Origin of the sequence: Sorangium sp. So ce131 (genome assembly GCF_051519095.1) — a bacterium.
GTDB lineage: Bacteria > Myxococcota_A > Polyangia > Polyangiales > Polyangiaceae > Sorangium.
Window position 1 is genome coordinate 6575856 of sequence record NZ_CP150455.1, and the last position, 17998, is coordinate 6593853.

The 17998-nt window shown below is 72.6% G+C and carries 17 protein-coding genes; 8 read left to right on the forward strand and 9 right to left on the reverse strand.

Annotation, left to right across the window (positions count from 1 at the left end; translation table 11 throughout):
• Positions 1 to 2 precede the first annotated feature (2 nt).
• Positions 3 to 641 carry a DUF2306 domain-containing protein gene (locus WMF43_RS24005; protein WP_437683460.1) on the forward strand — a complete coding sequence of 213 codons (639 nt, stop codon included), beginning with the start codon at positions 3 to 5 and terminating at the stop codon, positions 639 to 641.
• Between the two features lie 59 nt (positions 642 to 700).
• Here the strand turns inward: WMF43_RS24005 and WMF43_RS24010 are convergent, their stop codons facing one another.
• From WMF43_RS24010 to WMF43_RS24020, 3 genes are read right to left on the reverse strand one after another with little or no spacing between them, the layout of a single operon-like run.
• Positions 701 to 1294 (reverse strand): hypothetical protein, encoded by a 594-nt coding sequence (locus tag WMF43_RS24010; protein WP_437683461.1) that lies wholly within the window; start codon positions 1292 to 1294, stop codon positions 701 to 703.
• Between the two features lie 12 nt (positions 1295 to 1306).
• Positions 1307 to 3442 carry a molybdopterin cofactor-binding domain-containing protein gene (locus WMF43_RS24015; RefSeq protein ID WP_437683462.1) on the reverse strand — a complete coding sequence of 712 codons (2136 nt, stop codon included), beginning with the start codon at positions 3440 to 3442 and terminating at the stop codon, positions 1307 to 1309.
• Positions 3439 to 3903 (reverse strand): (2Fe-2S)-binding protein, encoded by a 465-nt coding sequence (locus WMF43_RS24020; protein WP_437683463.1) that lies wholly within the window; start codon positions 3901 to 3903, stop codon positions 3439 to 3441. Before WMF43_RS24020 ends, WMF43_RS24015 begins: the two co-directional genes overlap by 4 nt.
• 232 nt (positions 3904 to 4135) lie before the next feature.
• Between WMF43_RS24020 and WMF43_RS24025 the strand changes: the two genes are divergently transcribed.
• Positions 4136 to 5806, forward strand: coding sequence for an NTP transferase domain-containing protein (locus tag WMF43_RS24025; protein WP_437683464.1), 1671 nt, complete (start codon positions 4136 to 4138; stop codon positions 5804 to 5806).
• A 33-nt stretch (positions 5807 to 5839) separates the two neighbouring features.
• On the opposite strand, the gene WMF43_RS24030 is transcribed toward WMF43_RS24025, so the two are convergent.
• Entirely contained in the window at positions 5840 to 5968 is a 129-nt protein-coding gene (locus tag WMF43_RS24030) for a hypothetical protein (RefSeq protein WP_437683465.1), read from the reverse strand.
• Positions 5969 to 6204: 236 nt separating this feature from the next.
• Here WMF43_RS24030 and WMF43_RS24035 point away from each other — a divergent pair, with 236 nt between their 5' ends.
• Both WMF43_RS24035 and WMF43_RS24040 read left to right on the forward strand, forming a co-directional pair.
• Positions 6205 to 6669 carry a cupin domain-containing protein gene (locus WMF43_RS24035; RefSeq protein ID WP_437683466.1) on the forward strand — a complete coding sequence of 155 codons (465 nt, stop codon included), beginning with the start codon at positions 6205 to 6207 and terminating at the stop codon, positions 6667 to 6669.
• Positions 6670 to 6956: 287 nt separating this feature from the next.
• On the forward strand, positions 6957 to 7946 hold the full coding sequence (locus WMF43_RS24040) for an STAS domain-containing protein (protein ID WP_437683467.1): 990 nt from the start codon (positions 6957 to 6959) through the stop codon (positions 7944 to 7946).
• A 138-nt stretch (positions 7947 to 8084) separates the two neighbouring features.
• On the opposite strand, the gene WMF43_RS24045 is transcribed toward WMF43_RS24040, so the two are convergent.
• Positions 8085 to 8951 (reverse strand): NmrA family NAD(P)-binding protein, encoded by an 867-nt coding sequence (locus WMF43_RS24045; protein WP_437683468.1) that lies wholly within the window; start codon positions 8949 to 8951, stop codon positions 8085 to 8087.
• A gap of 137 nt (positions 8952 to 9088) precedes the next feature.
• Here WMF43_RS24045 and WMF43_RS24050 point away from each other — a divergent pair, with 137 nt between their 5' ends.
• The 4 genes from WMF43_RS24050 to WMF43_RS24065 all read left to right on the forward strand — a co-directional run bounded on the left by WMF43_RS24050 (position 9089) and on the right by WMF43_RS24065 (position 15910).
• Complete coding sequence (locus tag WMF43_RS24050; RefSeq protein ID WP_437683469.1) at positions 9089 to 10027, forward strand: LysR family transcriptional regulator; 939 nt, start codon at positions 9089 to 9091, stop codon at positions 10025 to 10027.
• Between the two features lie 165 nt (positions 10028 to 10192).
• The gene (locus tag WMF43_RS24055) at positions 10193 to 10774 is read left to right on the forward strand and encodes a Uma2 family endonuclease (protein WP_437683470.1); all 582 of its coding nucleotides are present in this window, start codon (positions 10193 to 10195) and stop codon (positions 10772 to 10774) included.
• 583 nt (positions 10775 to 11357) lie between these two features.
• A complete protein-coding gene (locus WMF43_RS24060) occupies positions 11358 to 13688 on the forward strand; it encodes a response regulator (RefSeq protein ID WP_437683471.1) in 2331 nt (776 codons plus the stop codon).
• 269 nt (positions 13689 to 13957) lie between these two features.
• Positions 13958 to 15910, forward strand: a complete 1953-nt coding sequence (locus WMF43_RS24065) for a hypothetical protein (protein WP_437683472.1) — start codon at positions 13958 to 13960, stop codon at positions 15908 to 15910.
• Positions 15911 to 15931: 21 nt separating this feature from the next.
• Here WMF43_RS24065 and WMF43_RS24070 read toward each other — a convergent pair whose 3' ends face one another.
• The 4 genes from WMF43_RS24070 to WMF43_RS24085 all read right to left on the reverse strand — a co-directional run bounded on the left by WMF43_RS24070 (position 15932) and on the right by WMF43_RS24085 (position 17979).
• Complete coding sequence (locus WMF43_RS24070) at positions 15932 to 16357, reverse strand: arsenate reductase ArsC (protein ID WP_437683473.1); 426 nt, start codon at positions 16355 to 16357, stop codon at positions 15932 to 15934.
• Positions 16357 to 17082 (reverse strand): aquaporin, encoded by a 726-nt coding sequence (locus WMF43_RS24075; RefSeq protein WP_437683474.1) that lies wholly within the window; start codon positions 17080 to 17082, stop codon positions 16357 to 16359. Before WMF43_RS24075 ends, WMF43_RS24070 begins: the two co-directional genes overlap by 1 nt.
• Positions 17069 to 17548, reverse strand: coding sequence for an ArsI/CadI family heavy metal resistance metalloenzyme (locus WMF43_RS24080; RefSeq protein WP_437683475.1), 480 nt, complete (start codon positions 17546 to 17548; stop codon positions 17069 to 17071). Before WMF43_RS24080 ends, WMF43_RS24075 begins: the two co-directional genes overlap by 14 nt.
• Positions 17549 to 17673: 125 nt before the next feature.
• A complete protein-coding gene (locus tag WMF43_RS24085; RefSeq protein WP_437683476.1) occupies positions 17674 to 17979 on the reverse strand; it encodes an ArsR/SmtB family transcription factor in 306 nt (101 codons plus the stop codon).
• Positions 17980 to 17998: the final 19 nt, after the last annotated feature.

Below are 17998 nucleotides of genomic sequence, written 5' to 3' on the forward strand. Positions count from 1 at the left end.
TCGTGCCCGCGTCCCTGTTGGCCCTCAGCGCGGTCCCCGTCGCCGCCGGCGCATACCGCCTGATCCAGCTCGGCGTCGGCGCCGAGGTCACCCCGGACAACGCGCGCTTCTTCGCAGCGCCGCTGCCCGTCGTGCTGCACATCCTCAGCGTCAGCGTGTACGCGGTCCTGGGCGCGCTCCAGTTCTCCTCCGGCTTTCGCCGCCGGAGACCTCGCTGGCACCGCACGGCGGGGTGGGCCCTGGTCCCGGCGGGGATCGTCGCCGCGGCTTCGGGTCTATGGATGCAGGCGTTTTACGAGCTCCCCGAGAGCGACCGCGGCGCGCTCGCCGTTCTCCGGCTCCTGTTCGGCTCTGCCATGTTGACGTCGCTCCTGCTCGGCGTGGTCGCCCTCTGGCGGCGCGACTTCGTCCGCCACGGCGCCTGGATGCTGCGCGCCTACGCGATCGGTCTGGGCGCAGGAACCCAGGTGCTCACCATCGCGCCCTGGGCCTTGCTCTTCGGCCAGCCGGACGCGGGGGAGAAAGCGTTCCTCATGGGCGCCGGCTGGGTGATCAACGTCGCCGTCGCGGAGTGGATCATCCACAGGAGGTCGACGGTCACACCCGCCCCCGAAAGGGCCATCGTCCAGCTCGCGCGGTAGGGCCGCGGCCGAGCTCGGGCGTTGTCCGGGCGAGCGCGGAGCCAGGCGCTCGCCCCAGGTCACCCGTCGGGGCAGGGCGCGCCCGCGCGGGCCCACGTCTCCCACGCGGCGACGAACTCGGCGTACGGCGTGGGGACGGGGGTGCGCCCGGCGCCAGGGTTCCAGCCCCAGGTCAAGAGCGGATCCTCGAGGTGGACGCGCAGCGCCGCCATGTCCTTGCCGCCGTTGCGCGCAGGGTCCTTGATCTGCTCGCACAGCGCCTTCGGGGCGACACCGACGAACACCATCGGCATCTCGGGCGGCGGCATGTGCCAGCCCTTCGCGACGCCGGGCGGCACGTGCATGCCGAAGCTGTTCGGCGGGTTCGTCGGCCCGTGACACGTCGTGCACTCCGCGCCCGCCATGCCGTGGCCCGTGGGACCGCGGAGCACGAGCTGGTTGTGCGGGCGCCCCTCGTCGCCCTGGAGCGGCACGTCGCCGGCAGGGTGGCAGTTCTGACAGCGAGGGTGCTGGAGGACGCTGCGCACCGTCTCGAACGCCGCGACGCCGGCCTGGCGGTCGGCCGGCGACGGCGCAGGGGCCTGCGAGGCCCCGGACGACTGCCCCCCGCACGCGGAGAGGAGCAAGGCGAGAACAAGAGAGGATCGGATCATGTTCAGGTGCACCTAGGCGAGGCGAAGCGGGAGGGAGCGCAGCCGCTGCTTGGTCAACGCGAACACCGCGTTCGCGACGGCAGGCGCGATCGGCGCGGTGGCGGGCTCCCCGATGCCGCCCATCTTCGCCTGGCTCGGGATGATGTGGACCGCGATGCGCGGCATATCGAACATCCGGAGCATCGGATAGTCGTGGAAGTTGCTCTCCTGGACCTGCCCGTCGACGATGTTGAGCTTGCCGTAGAGCGCCGCCGTGAGGCCGAAGGCGACGCTGCCCTGGATCTGCGCCTCGACGCCGAGCGGGTTCACCGCGGTACCGCAGTCGACGCTGCAGGTGACCGAGTGGACGCGGATGCGCCCCTTTTCGATCGAGACCTCGGCGACCTCGGCGATGATGGAGCCGAACGACTCGTGCACCGCGAGCCCGCGCGCCCTGCCCTGCGCGGGCGCGGTGCCCCAGCCGGCCTTCTCGGCCGCGACCTTGAGCGCATTGGCGTGCCGCGGCTTGTCCTTGAGCAGCTCGAGGCGGTACGCGAGCGGATCCTGGCCGGCGGCGTGCGCCAGCTCGTCGATGATGCTCTCCATCGCGAAGGCGGTGTGCGTGTTGCCCACCGAGCGCCACCAGAGCACGGTGACCGGCGTCCTCGGCGAGTGCAGCGACACGCGGAGCGCGGGCACCTGCGCGACATACGGCGACTCGGCGAGCCCTTCCACCGAGGTGTGGTCGATGCCGTTCTTGGTGACGAGCGGCTCGAGCGGCGTGCCCGCGACGATCGACTGGCCCACGACCGTGTGATCCCACGCCGCCGGCAGCCCGCGCGCGTCGAGCCCGACCTGGATCCGGTGGACGAACGCGGGGCGGTAATAGCCGCCGCGCATGTCGTCCTCGCGCGTCCACACCACCTTGACCGGCACGCCGGCGGCCTTCGCGATGATCACGGCCTCGCCGACGAAATCCGCCACGGGGCTGGCGCGCCGCCCGAAGCCGCCGCCGAGGAACGTCGTGTGGATCTGGACCTTGTCGGGCGTCGTGCCGAGGATCTTCGCCGCGGCCATCTGGTCGCCGGTCTGGAACTGCGTGCCGGTCCAGATCTCGCAGCGATCGCCGTCGATCTTGACCGTGCAGTTGAGCGGCTCCATGGGCGCGTGCGCGAGGTAGGGCACGTCGTACTCCGCCTCGATCCGGGACTTGGCCGCGGCCATCGCGTCCTCGACCTTGCCGACCTGGGCGGCGACCGCGCCGGGCTTCCGCGCCTGCGCGCGGAAGTCGGCGAGCAGCTTGGCGCTGTCGGCCCCGCCGCCCTCGGGCTTCGCCCACTCGGCGCTGAGCGCGTCGCGCCCGAGCTTGGCGGCCCAGAAATGCGCTGCGACGACGGCCACGCCGTTCGGGGTCGGGACGACCTTCTCGACGCCGGGCACCTTGAGGGCGTCCGCGGCGTCGTACTTGACGAGCTTGGCCCCGAACGCCGGCGGGCGGAGCACCACCGCCGTGCGCAGCCCGGGGAACTGCACGTCCATCCCGAACTTCGCCTTGCCCGTGATCTTCTCCGGCGTGTCGAGGCGGCGCACGAGGGTGCCGATCAGCTTCCAGTCCTTGGGGTCCTTCAGCTTCACCTTCGCCGGCGGCTTCAGCTTCATCGCCTCCTCGGCGAGCTGGCCGTAGGTCAGCGTGTCCTTGCCGTGGGTGACGACCCCCTTCGCGGCGACACACGCCGCGGGCGAGACCTTCCACCGGGCGGCCGCCGCGCGCACCAGCATGTCCTTCGCCATCGCGCCGACGGTGCGATACCGCTCGAACTCGCCGTTCGTGCTCGTCGACCCCCCGGTCATCTGGAAGCCCATGAGCGGGTGGCCGTAGACCGGCGCGGCCGGCGCGTGCTCCGACCGCACCTTCGACCAGTCGCACTCGAGCTCCTCGGCGATCAACATCGCGAGCCCGGTCCAGATGCCCTGGCCCATCTCGGAGTGCGCGAGCACCACGGTCACGGAGTCGTCCGTCCCGATGCGCACGAACGCGTTCGGCGAGAGCGGGGTCGGCTGCGCCTCCTTGGGCGCGGCGCGGAGCCCCTGCGGCACGTAGAAGCTGAGGACAAGCCCGGCCGCCGTGCCCGCGGTCGCCTGCAAGAAGCCACGCCGGGAGACGGTCACTTGCCACCTCCCTTGATGAGCCGCGACGCGAGGTGCACCGCCTCGCGCACACGCACATACGTGCCGCACCGACACACGTTTCCGGACAGCGCCGCGTCGATGTCGGCGTCGCTCGGATCAGGTTTCTGCTTGAGCAACGCGGCCGCGGTCATGATCTGCCCGGACTGACAGTATCCGCACTGGACGACGTCGGCCTGCGCCCACGCCTGCTGCACCGCGTGGGACCCGTCGGCCGACAGGCCCTCGATCGTCGTCACCTTGCGGGCCCCGACGCTCGACACCGGCAGGACGCAGGATCGAGCAGGTTTGCCGTCGATGTGGACCGTGCAGGCGCCGCACTGCGCCATCCCACAGCCGTATTTCGTGCCGGTCAATCCCAGCAGATCCCGGAGGACCCAGAGCAGAGGCATGTCCGGAGCGGCATCCACCTCGCGAACAACGCCGTTGATATCGAGTTTCATGGCCGTCCAGGCAATACTTTTGCGCGGACGCGCCGTCAAGCAACGGCGCTCGTTTTTTGCCCTGGACATCGGCCCACGGCTTGCTGTCGTCCCAATGGCACACACGCCGAGGGCGACCTAATGGCGCCGAGGTGCGACCCACGGCGCTGTGGCGCCCGGGGGCGCTCCGTGGCGTCCAGTGACGACGAACGCCCTGGCAGGCGCGTCGCGAACGGAACATGATGGCGCGCGCATGAACGAGCTTGAACGGATCGTGCGGGAAGCGGCGACCCTGGTGGCAGATCGGTCGCCGTTCCTGCTCGCGACCGTCGTGCGGGTGTCGGGGTCGTCGTACCGGCGCCCCGGCGCGCGGATGCTGGTCGCCGGCGATCGCTGGTTGTCGGGGTGCGTGAGCGGCGGCTGCCTCGAGGGCGACGTGATGCTCCGCGGAGAGCACCGGTGTCGCGACGGCGCCGTGGTGGTCACCTACGACTCGACGACCGAGGACGGCGAGGCGTGGGGGGTGGGGCTCGGCTGCAACGGCGTGGTGGATGTGCTGCTCGAGCACGTCGCGGCCGGAGCGACCCACGACGCGCTCGCGTTCGCGGGCGCCTGCTTCGCCGAGGAGACCACGGGCACGCTGGTCACGGTGATCCGCTCGACGGCGGGCGCGGTCCGCGTCGGCGCGCGCCTCGCCTTCGGCCCGCCGTGCGCGCTCGAGCGCCCGGTGACCGACCCGGCCGCGCGCGCCGCGATCGAGCGCGCGGCGCGCGGCCCGGCCGGCGTCGTGGAGCTCGACGGGCTGGGGATCACCGTGCTCGTCGAGAAGATCGCGCCGTCGCCGCAGCTCTTCGTGCTCGGGGGCGGCCACGACGCGGTGCCCCTCGTCGCGCTCGCGAAGTCGGTGGGCTTCCGGGTCACGGTGGCCTCTCCCACCCTCCGCCAGGGCTCCCGGTTCGCCGCCGCGGATCGTGTCCTGTCGACCGGCGGCGCGATGGACCGCCTCCGCGCGCTCATCGACGCGGCGGCCGAGCCGTACGTCGTGATCATGCACCACCAGCGCACGCCGGACCGCGACGCGCTCGCGACCGCCCTCGCGTCGCGCGCCCGCTACATCGGCGTGCTCGGCCCCGCGCGCCGCACGCGCGATCTGCTCGCCGAGCTCGGCCTGAGCGCCGGCGACGACCCGCGGATCCACGCGCCGATCGGGCTCGATCTCGGCGCCGAGACGCCCGAGCAGATCGCGCTCTCGGTCGTGGGCGAGCTCCAGGCCGTCGCGCGCCGGGCGCAGGGCGGGAAGCTCCGCGACCGCGTCCGGCCGCTGCACGCGGGCCTTGCCCTGGCGGTGCTCGCCGCCGGCGGCTCGCGCCGCCTCGGGCGCCCCAAGCAGCTCGTCGAGCTCGGCGGGGCGCCGCTCGTCCGGCGCGTGGCGACGGCGTGCGTCGAGGCGCGCTCCGGGCCGGTCGGCGTCGTGCTCGGCGCCCACGCCGGCGCGGTCGCGCGCGCGCTCGGCCATCTGGGGGTCGCGCACATCGAGAACGAGGGCTGGGAGGAGGGCATCGCCTCCTCGATCCGCGCCGCGGTGCGGTGGGCGGAGGCCTCGAAGGCCGACGCGCTGCTGATCGCGCTCGCGGACCAGCCGCTGATCACGGTCGAGCACCTCACCGCCTTGCGGAACGCCTGGCTCGCGGGCGCGCCGATCGCCGCGTCGCGGTTCAGCGGCGTCGTGGGCGCGCCGGCGGTGTTCGACCGGTCGCGCTGGGACGCCCTCTCGCGCCTCGAGGGGGACCAGGGCGCCGGTCGGCTGCTGCGCGCCGAGGGCGTCGCGGCGATCGACTGGGCGGGCGGGGCGATCGACGTCGATACGCCCGACGACGTGCGCGCGCTCGGCGGCGAGGCGCCGGCGGCTCAGCCGAGCTGCTGAGCCGCCGCTCTCTCGCCCGGCGAGCGCCCGCCTTCACCGGTTGAAGACGCGCGCGAGCTCGTCGTAGGCGGGCCGCGGCGCGCGATCGATGTCGACGATACCCCACCACTCCTCGTCGAACGTCTGATCCGGGGATGGGTCGTGTCGCCGGCGTGGGCGCACGATACCGTCGCGTGTCCCGCCCAGCGGATTGAACCCACCTGAAATGAGCAGAATTTCGTATCGAAGGCCAAGGCACCAAGACATCATCTTCTTCTTGGCGTCCTTGGCGTCCTTGGCGTCCTTGGCGTCCTTGGCGCTTTATTTCTCGCTCGATCAACGTGCTCAGTATTCTGGCACCGATCGCTCTGCCTCGGTAAGCTCCGCACCGTTTCAACCCTGAAGGAGGGTTTCACCCGATGAAGAAGATCGACATCGCCCAGGCCCCGACCCGCATGGGCACCGCGTATCCGCCGCCGTACGACGCCCCGTGCCGCGAGCGGAAGCGCTGGCGGCTCGGCAAGGTGGCGGGGTTGACCCAGTTCGGCGTCAACCTGCTGCGCCTGCCCCCGGGACAGTGGTCGAGCCAGCGCCACTGGCACCATGCAGAAGACGAGTTCGTCATGGTGCTGGAAGGCGAGGTGGTGCTGGTCACGGATAGCGGCGAAGAGGTGCTGCGCGCGGGCGACTGCGCCGGGTTCCGCGCGGGAGATCCCGACGGACACCACCTGCAGAACCGCTCGGATCGCGAGGCCGTGCTGCTGGAGGTCGGCTCGAGCCTCCCGGGCGATACGGCCGAGTACCCCGACATCGACCTGCGCGCCCTGCCCGACGGCTACGTCCACAAGGACGGGACGCCCTATGGCTCCAGAAGGATTCGCTGAGTCCGCTGGCGGCGACGCCGGGCGGACGCGTCAACAATCGGCAGGGCTCGCCTACCGATCGAGGAGTTTCAGCGCGATCGGTAGGCCAGAGCTCAAATCGCGCGCGCGGTACACGACGCACATGCCTCCGGAGGCCACCTTCGCCTCGATCGCGAGGCGATCCGCGATAATGTTTCCCGTCTTGGCGGGCGCTCCCTCGGCGGACACAGCGGGATCCTAACAGGGAACGTCGGTCGGGGACGAGCGCGGAGCGCAGGAAGCACCGCGCAACGGAAGGTCATCGATCCATGCAGTCTACCGAAGGGCACCGAGAGAACAGCGACCGCGCGCTCGTCGACGAGCTGAAGCGCGAAAACGAGGCGCTCCGGCGTCGCGTGGCGGAGCTCGAGGCGCCGGCGCGCCGCTTTCGAGCGCTCTTCGACGCAGGGATTGCCAGCCTTCAAATCCTCGATCCGCAGAGTCGAACCGTCGAGGTGAGCCCCGGCTTCGAGCGGATCTGGCGGCTGCGCGTGGAGGATCTGACCGGATACTTGATGCTCGAGGACCAGCAGATCGTCGCCAACGGCTTCATGGACCGGCTGGAGCGGGCGTTCCACGGCGGCGAGCCCGTGCAGCTCCCGACGATACGTTACGATCCGGCTGCGACCGATTCGATCCAGCGCGGCACGTTTCGCTGGGTCGCCGCGGCGCTGCACCCGGTCACGGGCGCCGAGGGAGAGATCCGCGAGGTCGTCATGCTCCACATGGATGTCGGCGAGCTGAAGCAGTCGGAGGAGGAGCTCCGCCGCCAGAGCGAGCAGCTCGCGGCCGCCGTCGCCGAGCAGACGGCGGAGCTCGCGCAGAAGCTCCGGTTGATCGACGAGCAGCAGCGCGCCATCGCCGAGCTCTCCACGCCGGTGCTGCGCCTCTGGGACGGTGTCCTGGCGCTGCCGCTGATCGGGCGCATCGACGGCGACCGCGCGGCGCGCATGCTGGACACCCTCCTCGGGGCGATCGCCGACACGGACGCCGAGCAGGTCCTGCTCGACGTGACGGGCGTGCCGGACATGGATCAGGACGCGGCGTCGCACCTGAGCGCCGCGGCGCGCGCTGCAGCGCTCCTCGGGGCACGGTGCGTGATCGTGGGGCTCTCCGCGAGGGCGGCGCGCACGCTCGTCGATCTCGGCCTCGACTTCGAGGGCGTCGCGAGGTTCGCGAACCTGCAGGAGGGGCTGCGCGACGCCCTCGCGCGGCGGCGCAGGCCGGAGCCTGGCGCGGCGCCGCGCCCGGCGCGCTAGCGCTCCTACACGTCTTCAGCAGGAGCGCGCCCCCGAAAGGACGCGCCACTTCCGGATCGAAGCGCCCAGGGGCAGCCCGTGGTCCAGCTGCGCAGAGGATCGTGCAGCGCGGGAGGCCGCAACGCCCCAGGACCTCGGTCAGGCGGCCATCGCCGCGAACGCGGCCTCCGGGCCGACCTTGCCGCGCACCACCGCGCCGTCGCGCCGCTCGAAGTCGACGTGGCCGGTGTGGAGCGACGTGTACATCTCGCGGTAGAGCGCCGCCATGGGCGCGGACACGCCGAACAACGAGAGGACGGGCGCCACCTGCTCGAGCGGCAGCGGCGCCACGCGCGCCTCCCTGCCGACGAGGACCTTGCCGAGCGCGCGCGCGATCGCCTCGGGCGTGTAGTCCTCCGGCCCGGCGAGCTCGATGACCTGCCGGCCCGCAGGCCCGGCGAGGAGGCGCTCCGCCGCGACCCGGCCGATGTCCTCGGTCGCGACCATCGGGAAGGCGCGCCCCGGCTGGAGGAAGCTCGGGAGCACGCCGTCGCCCTTCACGGACGCGAACACCGAGCGCCAGTTCTCGAGGAAGTACGCAGGCCGGATGAAGGTGACGTCCCGCGCCGCGGCGGAGAGCCTCTCCTCGGCGTAGTGCGTCGTCAGGATCGGCCCGGTCCGCTCCGGGTGGTGCGCCGCGATCGACGAGAGGAACACGACGTGCGGGACCGCGCTCTCCGCGATCGCCCGCGCCATCGCGTCGACCTGGGCCCTGCTCTCGCCGAGGGGATCGGAGGAGGTGACCGGCGTCGGGCTGAGCAAGTAGGCGCCCTTCGCGCCGTGGAGCGCCCTCGCCACCGCCGCGGCGTCGTCGAGCCGCGCGACCGCGACGTCGGCCCCCCTCGCCCTCCACGCCTCCGCCTTGGCGGCGTCGCGAACGATGACCCGCACCTCCTGCCCGGCGGCGAGGAGCTCGCGCGCGACCACGGACCCGGTATTCCCAGTAACTCCAGCGACAGCGAACATGGTTGTCTCCTTTCGAGCGGTCGTCGAGCGATGGACGCGCGGCCTCTTCCCCGGCGGGCGCCGCGCCGCGCGCTCGATGCAGGGACGTTTTGCGCTTTCTCCGGCCAGTCCTCCAATGCATGATTGTTATACGCATCATGACTGCGGCGCATCTCTCCGGGATCGACCTGAACCTGCTCGTCGCGCTGGACGCGCTCCTCCACGAGGCGCACGTGACCCGCGCCGCGGCGCGGATCGGCCTCACCCAGTCGGCGATGAGCCGGTCGCTCGCGCGGCTGCGGGAGGTGCTCGGGGATCCGCTGCTCGTGCGCACCGGCCGCGGGATGCGCCTCACGCCGCGCGCCGAGCGGCTCGCCCCGGCGCTCGGGCGTGTCCTCGCGGAGATCGCGGCCGTGCTCGAGGACGGGCCCCGGTTCGATCCGCGCACCTCGGCGCGCACCTTCACGATGACGCTGGCCGACTTCGGCGAGGCGATCCTCCTGCCGCCGCTGGTCGAGCGCCTGAGCCGCGAGGCGCCGGGCGTCGACGTCGACGCCCGGGCGCACGCGGTCGATCCGTTCGGCGCGCTCGAGGCGGGAGAGCTCGATTTCGCGCTCCTGGCGCGGCGGGTGGCGCGGCCCGCCGTCGTCTGGACGCCGCTGTTCCAGGAGCGCTTCGTGTGCCTCGTCCGCGAGGGGAACCCGGCGGCCTCACGGAAGCTCACGGCCGCGCAGTTCGCCGCGATACCGCAGGTGCTCGTGGCGCCCGAGGGACGGCCGGGGAGCGTGATCGACGAGGTCCTCGCGGGGATGGGCCTGCGGCGCCGGGTGGCGGTGCGGGTGGCGAGCTTCGTCGCCGCGCCGGAGATCGTGGCGAGCTCGGACCTGATGGTGACGCTGCCCGCGCGGATCGCCGCGAGGGCGCAGCGTCACCTGCCGCTCTGCGCGATGGAGCTCCCGTTCAAGGTGAAGGGGTTCACGATGGGGCTCGCGTGGCACGAGCGGATGCGGCAGGACCCGGGGCACGCCTGGTTCCGGGCGCTGGCCGCGTCGGTCGGACAGGAGCTCAAGCGGAGGCGGGCAGAGGAACGGCGGTAGCACCAGAGAGGACAGGCCGCGCAAAGCCGCTCCAATTCCAAAGAGCTCTCCGTCGATGACCCGCCGTCGTGGGATGTCTCATCCTTGGCGCTTCGAGCGTGGCGCCGCTGCGGTCCTCGTCGAGGCGTGTGGACGGCGGTCCCCCGACGGGCGACACTGCGCGCCATGGCACAGGCGGTCGTGCACACACGGATGTCGGAGCAGGAATACCTGGAGCTCGAGCGCTCCTCGCCAGACAAGCACGAGTACGCGGACGGCGAGGTCTTCGCGATGGCGGGCGGCTCCCTGGAGCACAGCGCGATCGCCACGAACCTCCTCGCGGAGCTCCGGATCCCGCTCCTCGGCCGAGGCTGCCGGGCGCTCACCTCGGACATGCGCATCAAGATCCCGGCGACAGGCCGCTACGTGTACCCCGATGGATCCGTCGTCTGCGCGAAGCCCGAGTTCACCGACGAGAAGCGCGACACCCTGCTCAACCCGCGCTTGCTCGTCGAGGTCCTCTCGGACTCGACCGAGGCATACGATCGCGGGGACAAGTTCGCCGGGTACCGGACCATCACGTCGCTCGACGAGTACGTGATCGCCTCGCAGAAGGAGCCGCGGATCGAGGTGTTCTCACGGCAGCAGGACGGGAGCTGGTCGCTCCGGATCTACGGCCCGGGCCAGCGCGTGACGCTCACGTCCCTCGGCTGCGCGGTCGAGGTCGACCGGGTTTACACGGACGTCTTCACGCAGGGCCCGGAGTAAAGCGCGTCCTGGGGTGTTCACCCCCTGAGCGCCGCCCCCCGCCGCGCTCCTGGCGCCCGATCATGGAGTTGATGCTCGCTCCTCTGAAACGGCATTCGCTGCTCCCTCATAACCACGGACATCCATCTCTGAGCTTCTCGGCGCTTTCCTTGAATTTACCGAGCGCGAGATCGCGTCTGCCGCGCGCCCCGCTCGTGCGGAGCAGACAGGGCGCTTCAGCGCGGCCCGATCCTCCCGCGCGCCCCCTCCCCCTCCAGGGCCCGACCCTCCCCGCGCCCGCGCCCCATCCTCGCCGCACCGCACGACCCGAGCTCGGCTCCGCTCGGCCGCCAGGCCGGCCCCCAGCGCCACTCCGGCGCCCGGGTCCTCCCGGATACCGGCTCACTGGAAGAATTCACCAGGGCTCCACCCGCTCGCTCGCCTTGACGCACGCGGCCATCCCAGCGCGCGGGCAGCCGACGGCAGACAGCAGATCCGACCGCGCCACCTGCGATGAGCCAGGCGGTCGAGGTGCGATAAAAAGTGGACGGGCGGCGTCATCCCTCGCTGACCCGACGCGCGGAGGCGTAGAATCCCGGGAACCATGAGCCGATCCCCCTCCGACAAGGACCTGCACCCGAAGGCACCGAGCAACGCCGTGCCATCGCGAGCGGCCCCGCCGGAGCCGATCCCGCCGCGCCCGAACAGCACCGGCGTGCCGCCCGCGCCCGCGCCGATGCGCAGCGGCGGCAGCTACATGCCGCCTCCGCCCGGCGCGCCGCCCTCGACCCGCGGCAGCACCCTCCCGCCGCCGCAGAGCGGGCCGTCGCCGGCGCGCGGCAGCCATTTCCCGCACGACGCGCGCGGCTTCCGCGATCGGCCGGGCGCCGCGGCCTCGCACGGCAGCCACGTCCCGCAGGACGCGCGCGGCTTCCGCGATCGGCCGAGCGCCGCCCGCAACATCCCCGCGTCGCACGACCCGTTCGCCACCTGGGACGCGCCGGAGGCGCAGTCCTCCGCCGGGGTCTCGACCCTTCCCCCGGCCGAGCCGCCGAGCTCGCGGATCCCGGAGCGGGCGCTCGACGGCGCGCGCCGCGAGGAGCCGCCGACCCTGCCGCCCGGGCGCGGCCAGGGGCCGGCCTCGTCGCCCGGCAGACGCCTGCCCGCCAGCGGGCCGGCCTCGACGCCCCTGCCGACCACGCGGCCGGCCCCCCACCGCGAGCCGCCGGCCGCGGCGCAGCGGTTCCACGAGGCCCCGAGCACGAGCCCCGACCCGTACACGCCGATCAACCAGATCCTCGGCTACACGCGCCTGCTCGTGGCGTCGCTGCAGGGCAAGGTCGCGCCGCAGCACATCCAGGACATCCGCAACATCGAGGAGGCCTCGCGCAAGCTGCTCGGCATCGTGCAGGCGATGGAGAACGGCGAGGACATGGCGCCCGCGAGCGCGCGCGTCAACGTCCCCTCCTCGCACGACGAGCCCATCGCCCACGTGGAGCTCGAGGGCGGCGGGCGCGGGAGTATCCTCGTCGTCGACGACAGCCGGGGCAACCGCGACGTCCTCTGCCGCATGCTCCAGAACAACGGCTACCGCACCGCCGCGGCCGAGGACGGCCCGCGCGCGCTCGCGCTCGCCGCGCGCGAGCGCTTCGACGCCGTGCTGCTCGACGTGAACATGCCCGGCATCAGCGGCCTCGGCGTGCTCTCCGCCCTGCGCCAGACCCGCTCGCAGGCGGAGCTGCCGGTGATCATGGTGACCACGCGCGGCGCGAGCGAGGACGTCGTGGAGTCGCTCAAGCTCGGCGCGAACGATCACGTCACGAAGCCGATCGACTTCGACATCCTGCTCGGGCGCCTCGACACGCAGCTCACGCTGAAGCGCTCGCGCGAGCAGCTCTCGCAGGTCGCCGCCGAGCTCGCCGTGAAGAGCGAGTTCATCCGAAAGACCTTCGGCCGCTACCTGAGCGACGACGTGGTGAACCGCCTGCTCTCCTCCCCCGAGGCGCAGCTGCTCGGCGGCGAGGAGCGCGAGGTCACCATCCTCATGACCGACCTGCGCAGCTTCACCACGATGACCGAGAAGATGCCGCCCGACGTCGTGATGCGGCTCCTGAACGGCTACCTCGGCGAGATGGCGCGCATCATCGTCGCCCGCGGCGGGACGATCATCGAGTTCATCGGCGACGCGATCCTCGCGCTCTTCGGCGCCCCCTTCCCCGCCGGCGACGACGCCCGCCGCGCGGTCGCCTGCGCCATCGAGATGCAGATCGCGATGGACGCGGTGAACGACCGGAACTCCGCGGAGGGCCTGCCCATGCTCCAGATGGGCATCGGGCTGAACACCGGCCCGGTGATCGTGGGCAACATCGGCTCCGAGGCGCGGACCAAGTACGGCGTCGTCGGCCCCCAGGTCAACCTGACGTCCCGCATCGAGTCGTGCACCGTCGGCCGCCAGATCCTCATCGCGGACAGCACGCGCCGCGCCGCGGGCCCGGGCCTGCTCCTCGGCCAGAGCCACGCGCTGTCGGTCAAGGGCTTCTCGGGTCGCGTGCTGGCGCACGAGCTGCTCGGCCTCGAGACGCCCGAGCGGCTCTACCTGCCCGAGCGGCGGGTCGAGATCCTCCCGCTGCCGTCGCCGCTCCCGGTCTCGTGCGCGCGCCTCGCCGGCAAGCGGGTCGACGGCGAGCTGCAGTCCGCGTACATCCTCGGCCTGTCGCCCTCCGGCGCCGTGCTGCGCCTCGCCCCGCGCCCCGCGCCGTTCACCAACCTGCAGATCTACCTGTACGGCGCGCTCGGCGACCAGCTCGGCGGCGAGCTGCACGCGAAGGTCATCGAGCCCGAGGCGCGCTCGGAGGACGTCGTGCGCATCCACTTCACGTCCTCGCCGCCGGGCCTCGCCGCGATCGTGCAGGAGCTGCACCGCGCGGAGGCGTGATGTGCGCCCGGGGACCCGCGCTCGCGCCGCTCGCGCCCCTGCCGCCGCGCGGACAGCTCGGCTCCCAGGGGCCCCTCGGACCGCTGGCGTCGCTGGCGTCGCTGGCGCCCCTCGCGTCCCTGGCGCGCCTGGCGTCCCTGGCGCCCCTGGCGCCCCTGGCGCCCCTGGCGCCCCTGGCCCTGATTGCTGCCGCGTGCGCGGGTGACCCGGCGCCCGGTCTCCCATCCGATGCTGGCGCCGCCGGCGGGGGCGCTGGCGGCGGCGCGCCCGTGTTCCCGTGCCCGCCGGGCGAGGCGGACGTGGGCGCCGGCTGCGAGCCCGCGGGTGTCCCGCCGGGGCGGTGCGGCAGCGGCTTCGAGCCCGACGGGGCGCAGGGCTGCGCGCCGATCCTGCCGGAGGAGGCGTGCCCGCCGGGCCAGATGGCGGTGCCCGGCGAGGCGGCGTGCCGCGAGGTCGCGCCGTGCGGGGAGGGCCGGTGGGGCGACGCGCCGATCGACGAGGCGACCCTGTTCGTCGACGCGGCCTACGCCGGGCAGGACAGCGACGGCTCGGAGGCGAGGCCGTATGCGTCGCTCCGGTTCGCGATCGAGCGCGCGATCCTCCGCGCGGACGCGGGCTCCCTCATCGCGGTCGCGGCGGGCAGCTACGCCGAGGCGGTGACGATCGAGGGGAAACCGTTCCGCCTCTGGGGCCGGTGCCCCGAGCTCGTCGAGATCGTCGGGCCACCCATGGAGGCAGCCCTCACCGTCGGCAGGGGCGCGAGCGGGACGGAGATCCGGGGCCTCGCCCTCCGCGGGCAGGAAATCGGCCTCGCCGTGGACAGCGCGACTGACGTCGTGGTCGAGCGGGTCTGGGTGCACGAGACCGGCGACGTCGGGATCCTCGCCTCGGGGGTGAGCACCGCCACGCGCCTGACCGTGCGCGGATCGCTGGTGGAACACGCCGCGGGCGCCGCCGTGGCCGTGGGGGACGCCGACGTGACGCTGGAGGGCACGGTCCTGCGCGACGTCGACGTGGGCACGAAGGAGCCGTTCGTTGGCCACTCCATGGCGATGCAGGTCGAGTCCTTCACCGACCGCGCCAGCGCGACCGCGCGGTCGGTGGTCGTCGAGCGCGTCGGCGGGCTCGGGATCCGGTTCTCGAGCGCGGACGGCGTCGTCGAGGACAGCGTCCTCCGCGACGTCGCGTGGCAGGCGGAAGACCGGCCGGGCGTCGCGCTCGCGGCGACACACGTGGAGGGGTACGACCCGGCGACCCTCGCCGTCCGGGGGACCCTCGTGGAGCGGAGCCAGACCGCCGCCATCGCGCTCATCGGCGCCGACGGGCACGTCGAGGCCACCGTCGTGCGCGACACGAGGCCGGACTCGTCCGAGGGCGGGTCGAGCATCGGGGTCGGCATCGTCGTCGCGCCGAGCACGGTCGACACGCACCCCGTCCGCGCGACGATCCGGCAGTCCCTGGTCGAGGGGAGCCACGTGCGGGGCGTCGGGATCCACGGCGCCGAGGTGGACATCGACGGCCTGCTCGTGCGGGGTGTCGCCCCGTCCCGGCCGGACATCGGCGCGGGGATCGAGATCCAGCACGATCAGCGGCGCGCGGACGTCGCGCTGCGCGGCAGCGTGGTGGAGGACGGCTACGGCGTCGGGATCAGCGTCTTCAGCTCCGACGTGGCGGTGGAGTCCACGGTCGTGCGCGGCACGAAGCCGCTCTTGAGCCAGGATTTCGGGCGCGGCATCAACGTCTCGCCGATCCCCGGCCTCCGAGAGCGCGGGAGCGTGGCGCTGCGCAACACGCGGCTAGAGCGGAACCTGGACGGCGGCCTCGTCGTCATCGACTCGGACGCGACCGTCGCGTCGACCGCGATCGTCGACACCCTCGGGCGGGCGCTGGACGGCACGAACGGCTGCGGCATCATCGCGTACAACGACGAGACGGGGCACGCGAACGTCCTCCTGCAGGACAGCGTCATCGAGCGCAGCGCCGGGTCGGGCGTCTTCAACATCGGCGCGACGGTGAAGATCGCGTCGACGACCTTCACGTGCGAGCCGCTCGACCTCGCGACGCACGTCGAGGAGGGCTACGCGGCGGTCTACGAGGACCTGGGCGGGAACACCTGCGGCTGCGAGGGCCAGACGATCGCCTGCCAGGCGAAGCCGTCGCGCTTCGAGCCTCCGACGGCGCTCCCGCCGGGGGAGCTGTCGCCGGTCGCGCCCGCGCCCTGACGGGCCGGGATCCGGTGCGGCTCAGCGCGCCTGCTCGCCCTTGCCGGGCGCGCCCCACCCCTCGCGCGCGACGAGCGCCGCGACGCGCGCGCGCACCTCGTCGCGGATCTCGCGGACGCGCTCGATCGGCTTGCCCTTGGGGTCCTCCAGCGGCCAGTCCTCGCGGCGGAGCCCCGGGACGGCGGGGCAGGCCTCGCCGCACCCCATGGTGACGAGCAGCGCCGCCCCGGCCGCCAGGTCGCCCGTGAGCTTCCGGGGCTCGGCCGCCGAGAGGTCGATCCCGACCTCCGCCATCGCGGCGAGCACCTCGGGGTGGACGCGCTGCCCCGGCTCGGTGCCGGCCGAGACCGCGCGGGCCGCGGCGGGGTGCGCGAGGGCGTTGAACCACGCCGCGGCCATCTGCGAGCGGCCCGCGTTGTGGATGCAGGCGAAGAGCACGAGGTTCATCAGGGATCCTCCGGAATCACGCGGTCGGCCGCGCGATCGACCACGCGCTCGGCCACCTTGGGCAGCGCAGGGATGAGCCAGCGAAACACGAGCGTCGCCGCGCCGGCGCCGGCGAGCTGCGCGGCGATGAACCCCGGCACGTCGGCGGGGCGGATGCCCGCGAACGTGTCGCTGGCGGCCCTGGCGAGCGTGACCGCCGGGTTCGCGAAGGAGGTCGACGAGGTGAACCAGTACGCGGCCGTGATGTAGGCGCTGACCGCGAACGGGACCGCCTCCGCGCGCCGCCGGACGGCGCCCCAGATGACGGCGAGCAGCCCGAACGTAGCGATGAGCTCGCTCGCCATCTGCGCGGGGCCCGAGCGCGCGTGGCGGGAGATCGAGAAGACGGGCTCCTCGAACATGACGTGCGCCGCCGCGACGCCCGCGAAGGCGCCGGCGATCTGCGCCGCGATGTACACCGGCACCTCCGACCAGGGCAACCCCCGCTGGCTCGCGTCCGCGATCGAGACAGCGGGGTTGAAGTGAGCGCCCGAGATCGACCCGAGCGCCAGGATCAGCGCCAGGAGCGCGGCCCCCGTCGCAATCGTGTTGGCGAGCAGGGCAATCGCGACGTTTCCGCCGGCGAGCCGCTCGCCCATGATGCCGGAGCCGATCACGGTGGCGAGGAGCAGGGCCGTCCCGAGCGCCTCCGCGACGGCCCTCCGGGCGAGATCAGGGCGCGGCATCGCCGAGCTTCGACGGGACGCAGCACGCCGGCGCGCAGCACGCCGCCTCGGTCTTCGCGGGCGCGGCGGCCTTCGCGGGCTGGTTCTCCATCACGTCCGCGTCGCCCTTCACCACGAAGACCTCCCACGAATTGCCGTCGGGGTCCTCGATCCAGACTTTATCCTGCACCGCATAACAGCAGGCGGTGTCCTCCTCCGTGAACGTCTTGAGCTCCGCGGCCTCGAAGCGGCGTTTGGCCTCGATCACATCCTCCGTGCTCGCCACCTGGACGCCGAAGTGGCTCGCGTTGACGCCCGTGCGCGGCGCCTCCTGCATCGTGAGGTTCAGCGCCGGTGTGGAGAGGTCGAACTTGGCATATCCGGGGCGGCGCTTCGTCGCGCTCACGCCGAAGGCCCTCTCGTAGAAGGCGACGGAGGCATCGATGTTGGAGACGTTGAGCGAGATATGAGGCTTGAGCACGTTCATGAGGTCTACTCCTTCGAAAACGGTCGAATCAATCAGGCAAAAAGGCCGCTGAGGAGGGGACAGCTGCTCGCACCGCGCTTACTCCTTCGAAAATAATCGAAACAGCCGGGCAAAAAAAAGAGCGCTCAGCAGCAGCTCCTGCCGCGCTTGCAGCAATCCTCCCAGAGATACGACGTGAGGGCGCGCAGCGCCTCGTAATCGGCGCTGTAGTAGTGGAACGTCCCCTCCCCTCGCGATTTCAGGATGCCGGCGTCGACGAGCCGCTTCAAATGGTGGCTCAGCGTCGAGGCAGCGAGCTTGACGTGCTCCTGGATCTCGCCGGCGGGCGCGCCCTCCGGGCCGGCCTGGACCACGAAGCGCAGGACGCTCAGGCGCACCGGATGACCCAGCGCGGCGAGCTGCTCGGCGTGGCGGTCCAAGCTCGACGGCACGCCCTACTTCTAACATTCT

Coding starts and splice junctions, on each gene's coding strand:
- WMF43_RS24070 (WP_437683473.1), bottom strand. CDS start 16,357: ATGAACCTCGTGCTCTTCGCCTGCATCCACAACGCGGGCCGCTCGCAG.
- WMF43_RS24035 (WP_437683466.1), top strand. CDS start 6,205: ATGAAGAAGATCGACATCGCCCAGGCCCCGACCCGCATGGGCACCGCG.
- WMF43_RS24045 (WP_437683468.1), bottom strand. CDS start 8,951: ATGTTCGCTGTCGCTGGAGTTACTGGGAATACCGGGTCCGTGGTCGCG.
- WMF43_RS24020 (WP_437683463.1), bottom strand. CDS start 3,903: ATGAAACTCGATATCAACGGCGTTGTTCGCGAGGTGGATGCCGCTCCG.
- WMF43_RS24075 (WP_437683474.1), bottom strand. CDS start 17,082: ATGCCGCGCCCTGATCTCGCCCGGAGGGCCGTCGCGGAGGCGCTCGGG.
- WMF43_RS24060 (WP_437683471.1), top strand. CDS start 11,358: ATGAGCCGATCCCCCTCCGACAAGGACCTGCACCCGAAGGCACCGAGC.
- WMF43_RS24055 (WP_437683470.1), top strand. CDS start 10,193: ATGGCACAGGCGGTCGTGCACACACGGATGTCGGAGCAGGAATACCTG.
- WMF43_RS24080 (WP_437683475.1), bottom strand. CDS start 17,548: ATGAACGTGCTCAAGCCTCATATCTCGCTCAACGTCTCCAACATCGAT.
- WMF43_RS24050 (WP_437683469.1), top strand. CDS start 9,089: ATGACTGCGGCGCATCTCTCCGGGATCGACCTGAACCTGCTCGTCGCG.
- WMF43_RS24025 (WP_437683464.1), top strand. CDS start 4,136: ATGAACGAGCTTGAACGGATCGTGCGGGAAGCGGCGACCCTGGTGGCA.
- WMF43_RS24010 (WP_437683461.1), bottom strand. CDS start 1,294: ATGATCCGATCCTCTCTTGTTCTCGCCTTGCTCCTCTCCGCGTGCGGG.
- WMF43_RS24040 (WP_437683467.1), top strand. CDS start 6,957: ATGCAGTCTACCGAAGGGCACCGAGAGAACAGCGACCGCGCGCTCGTC.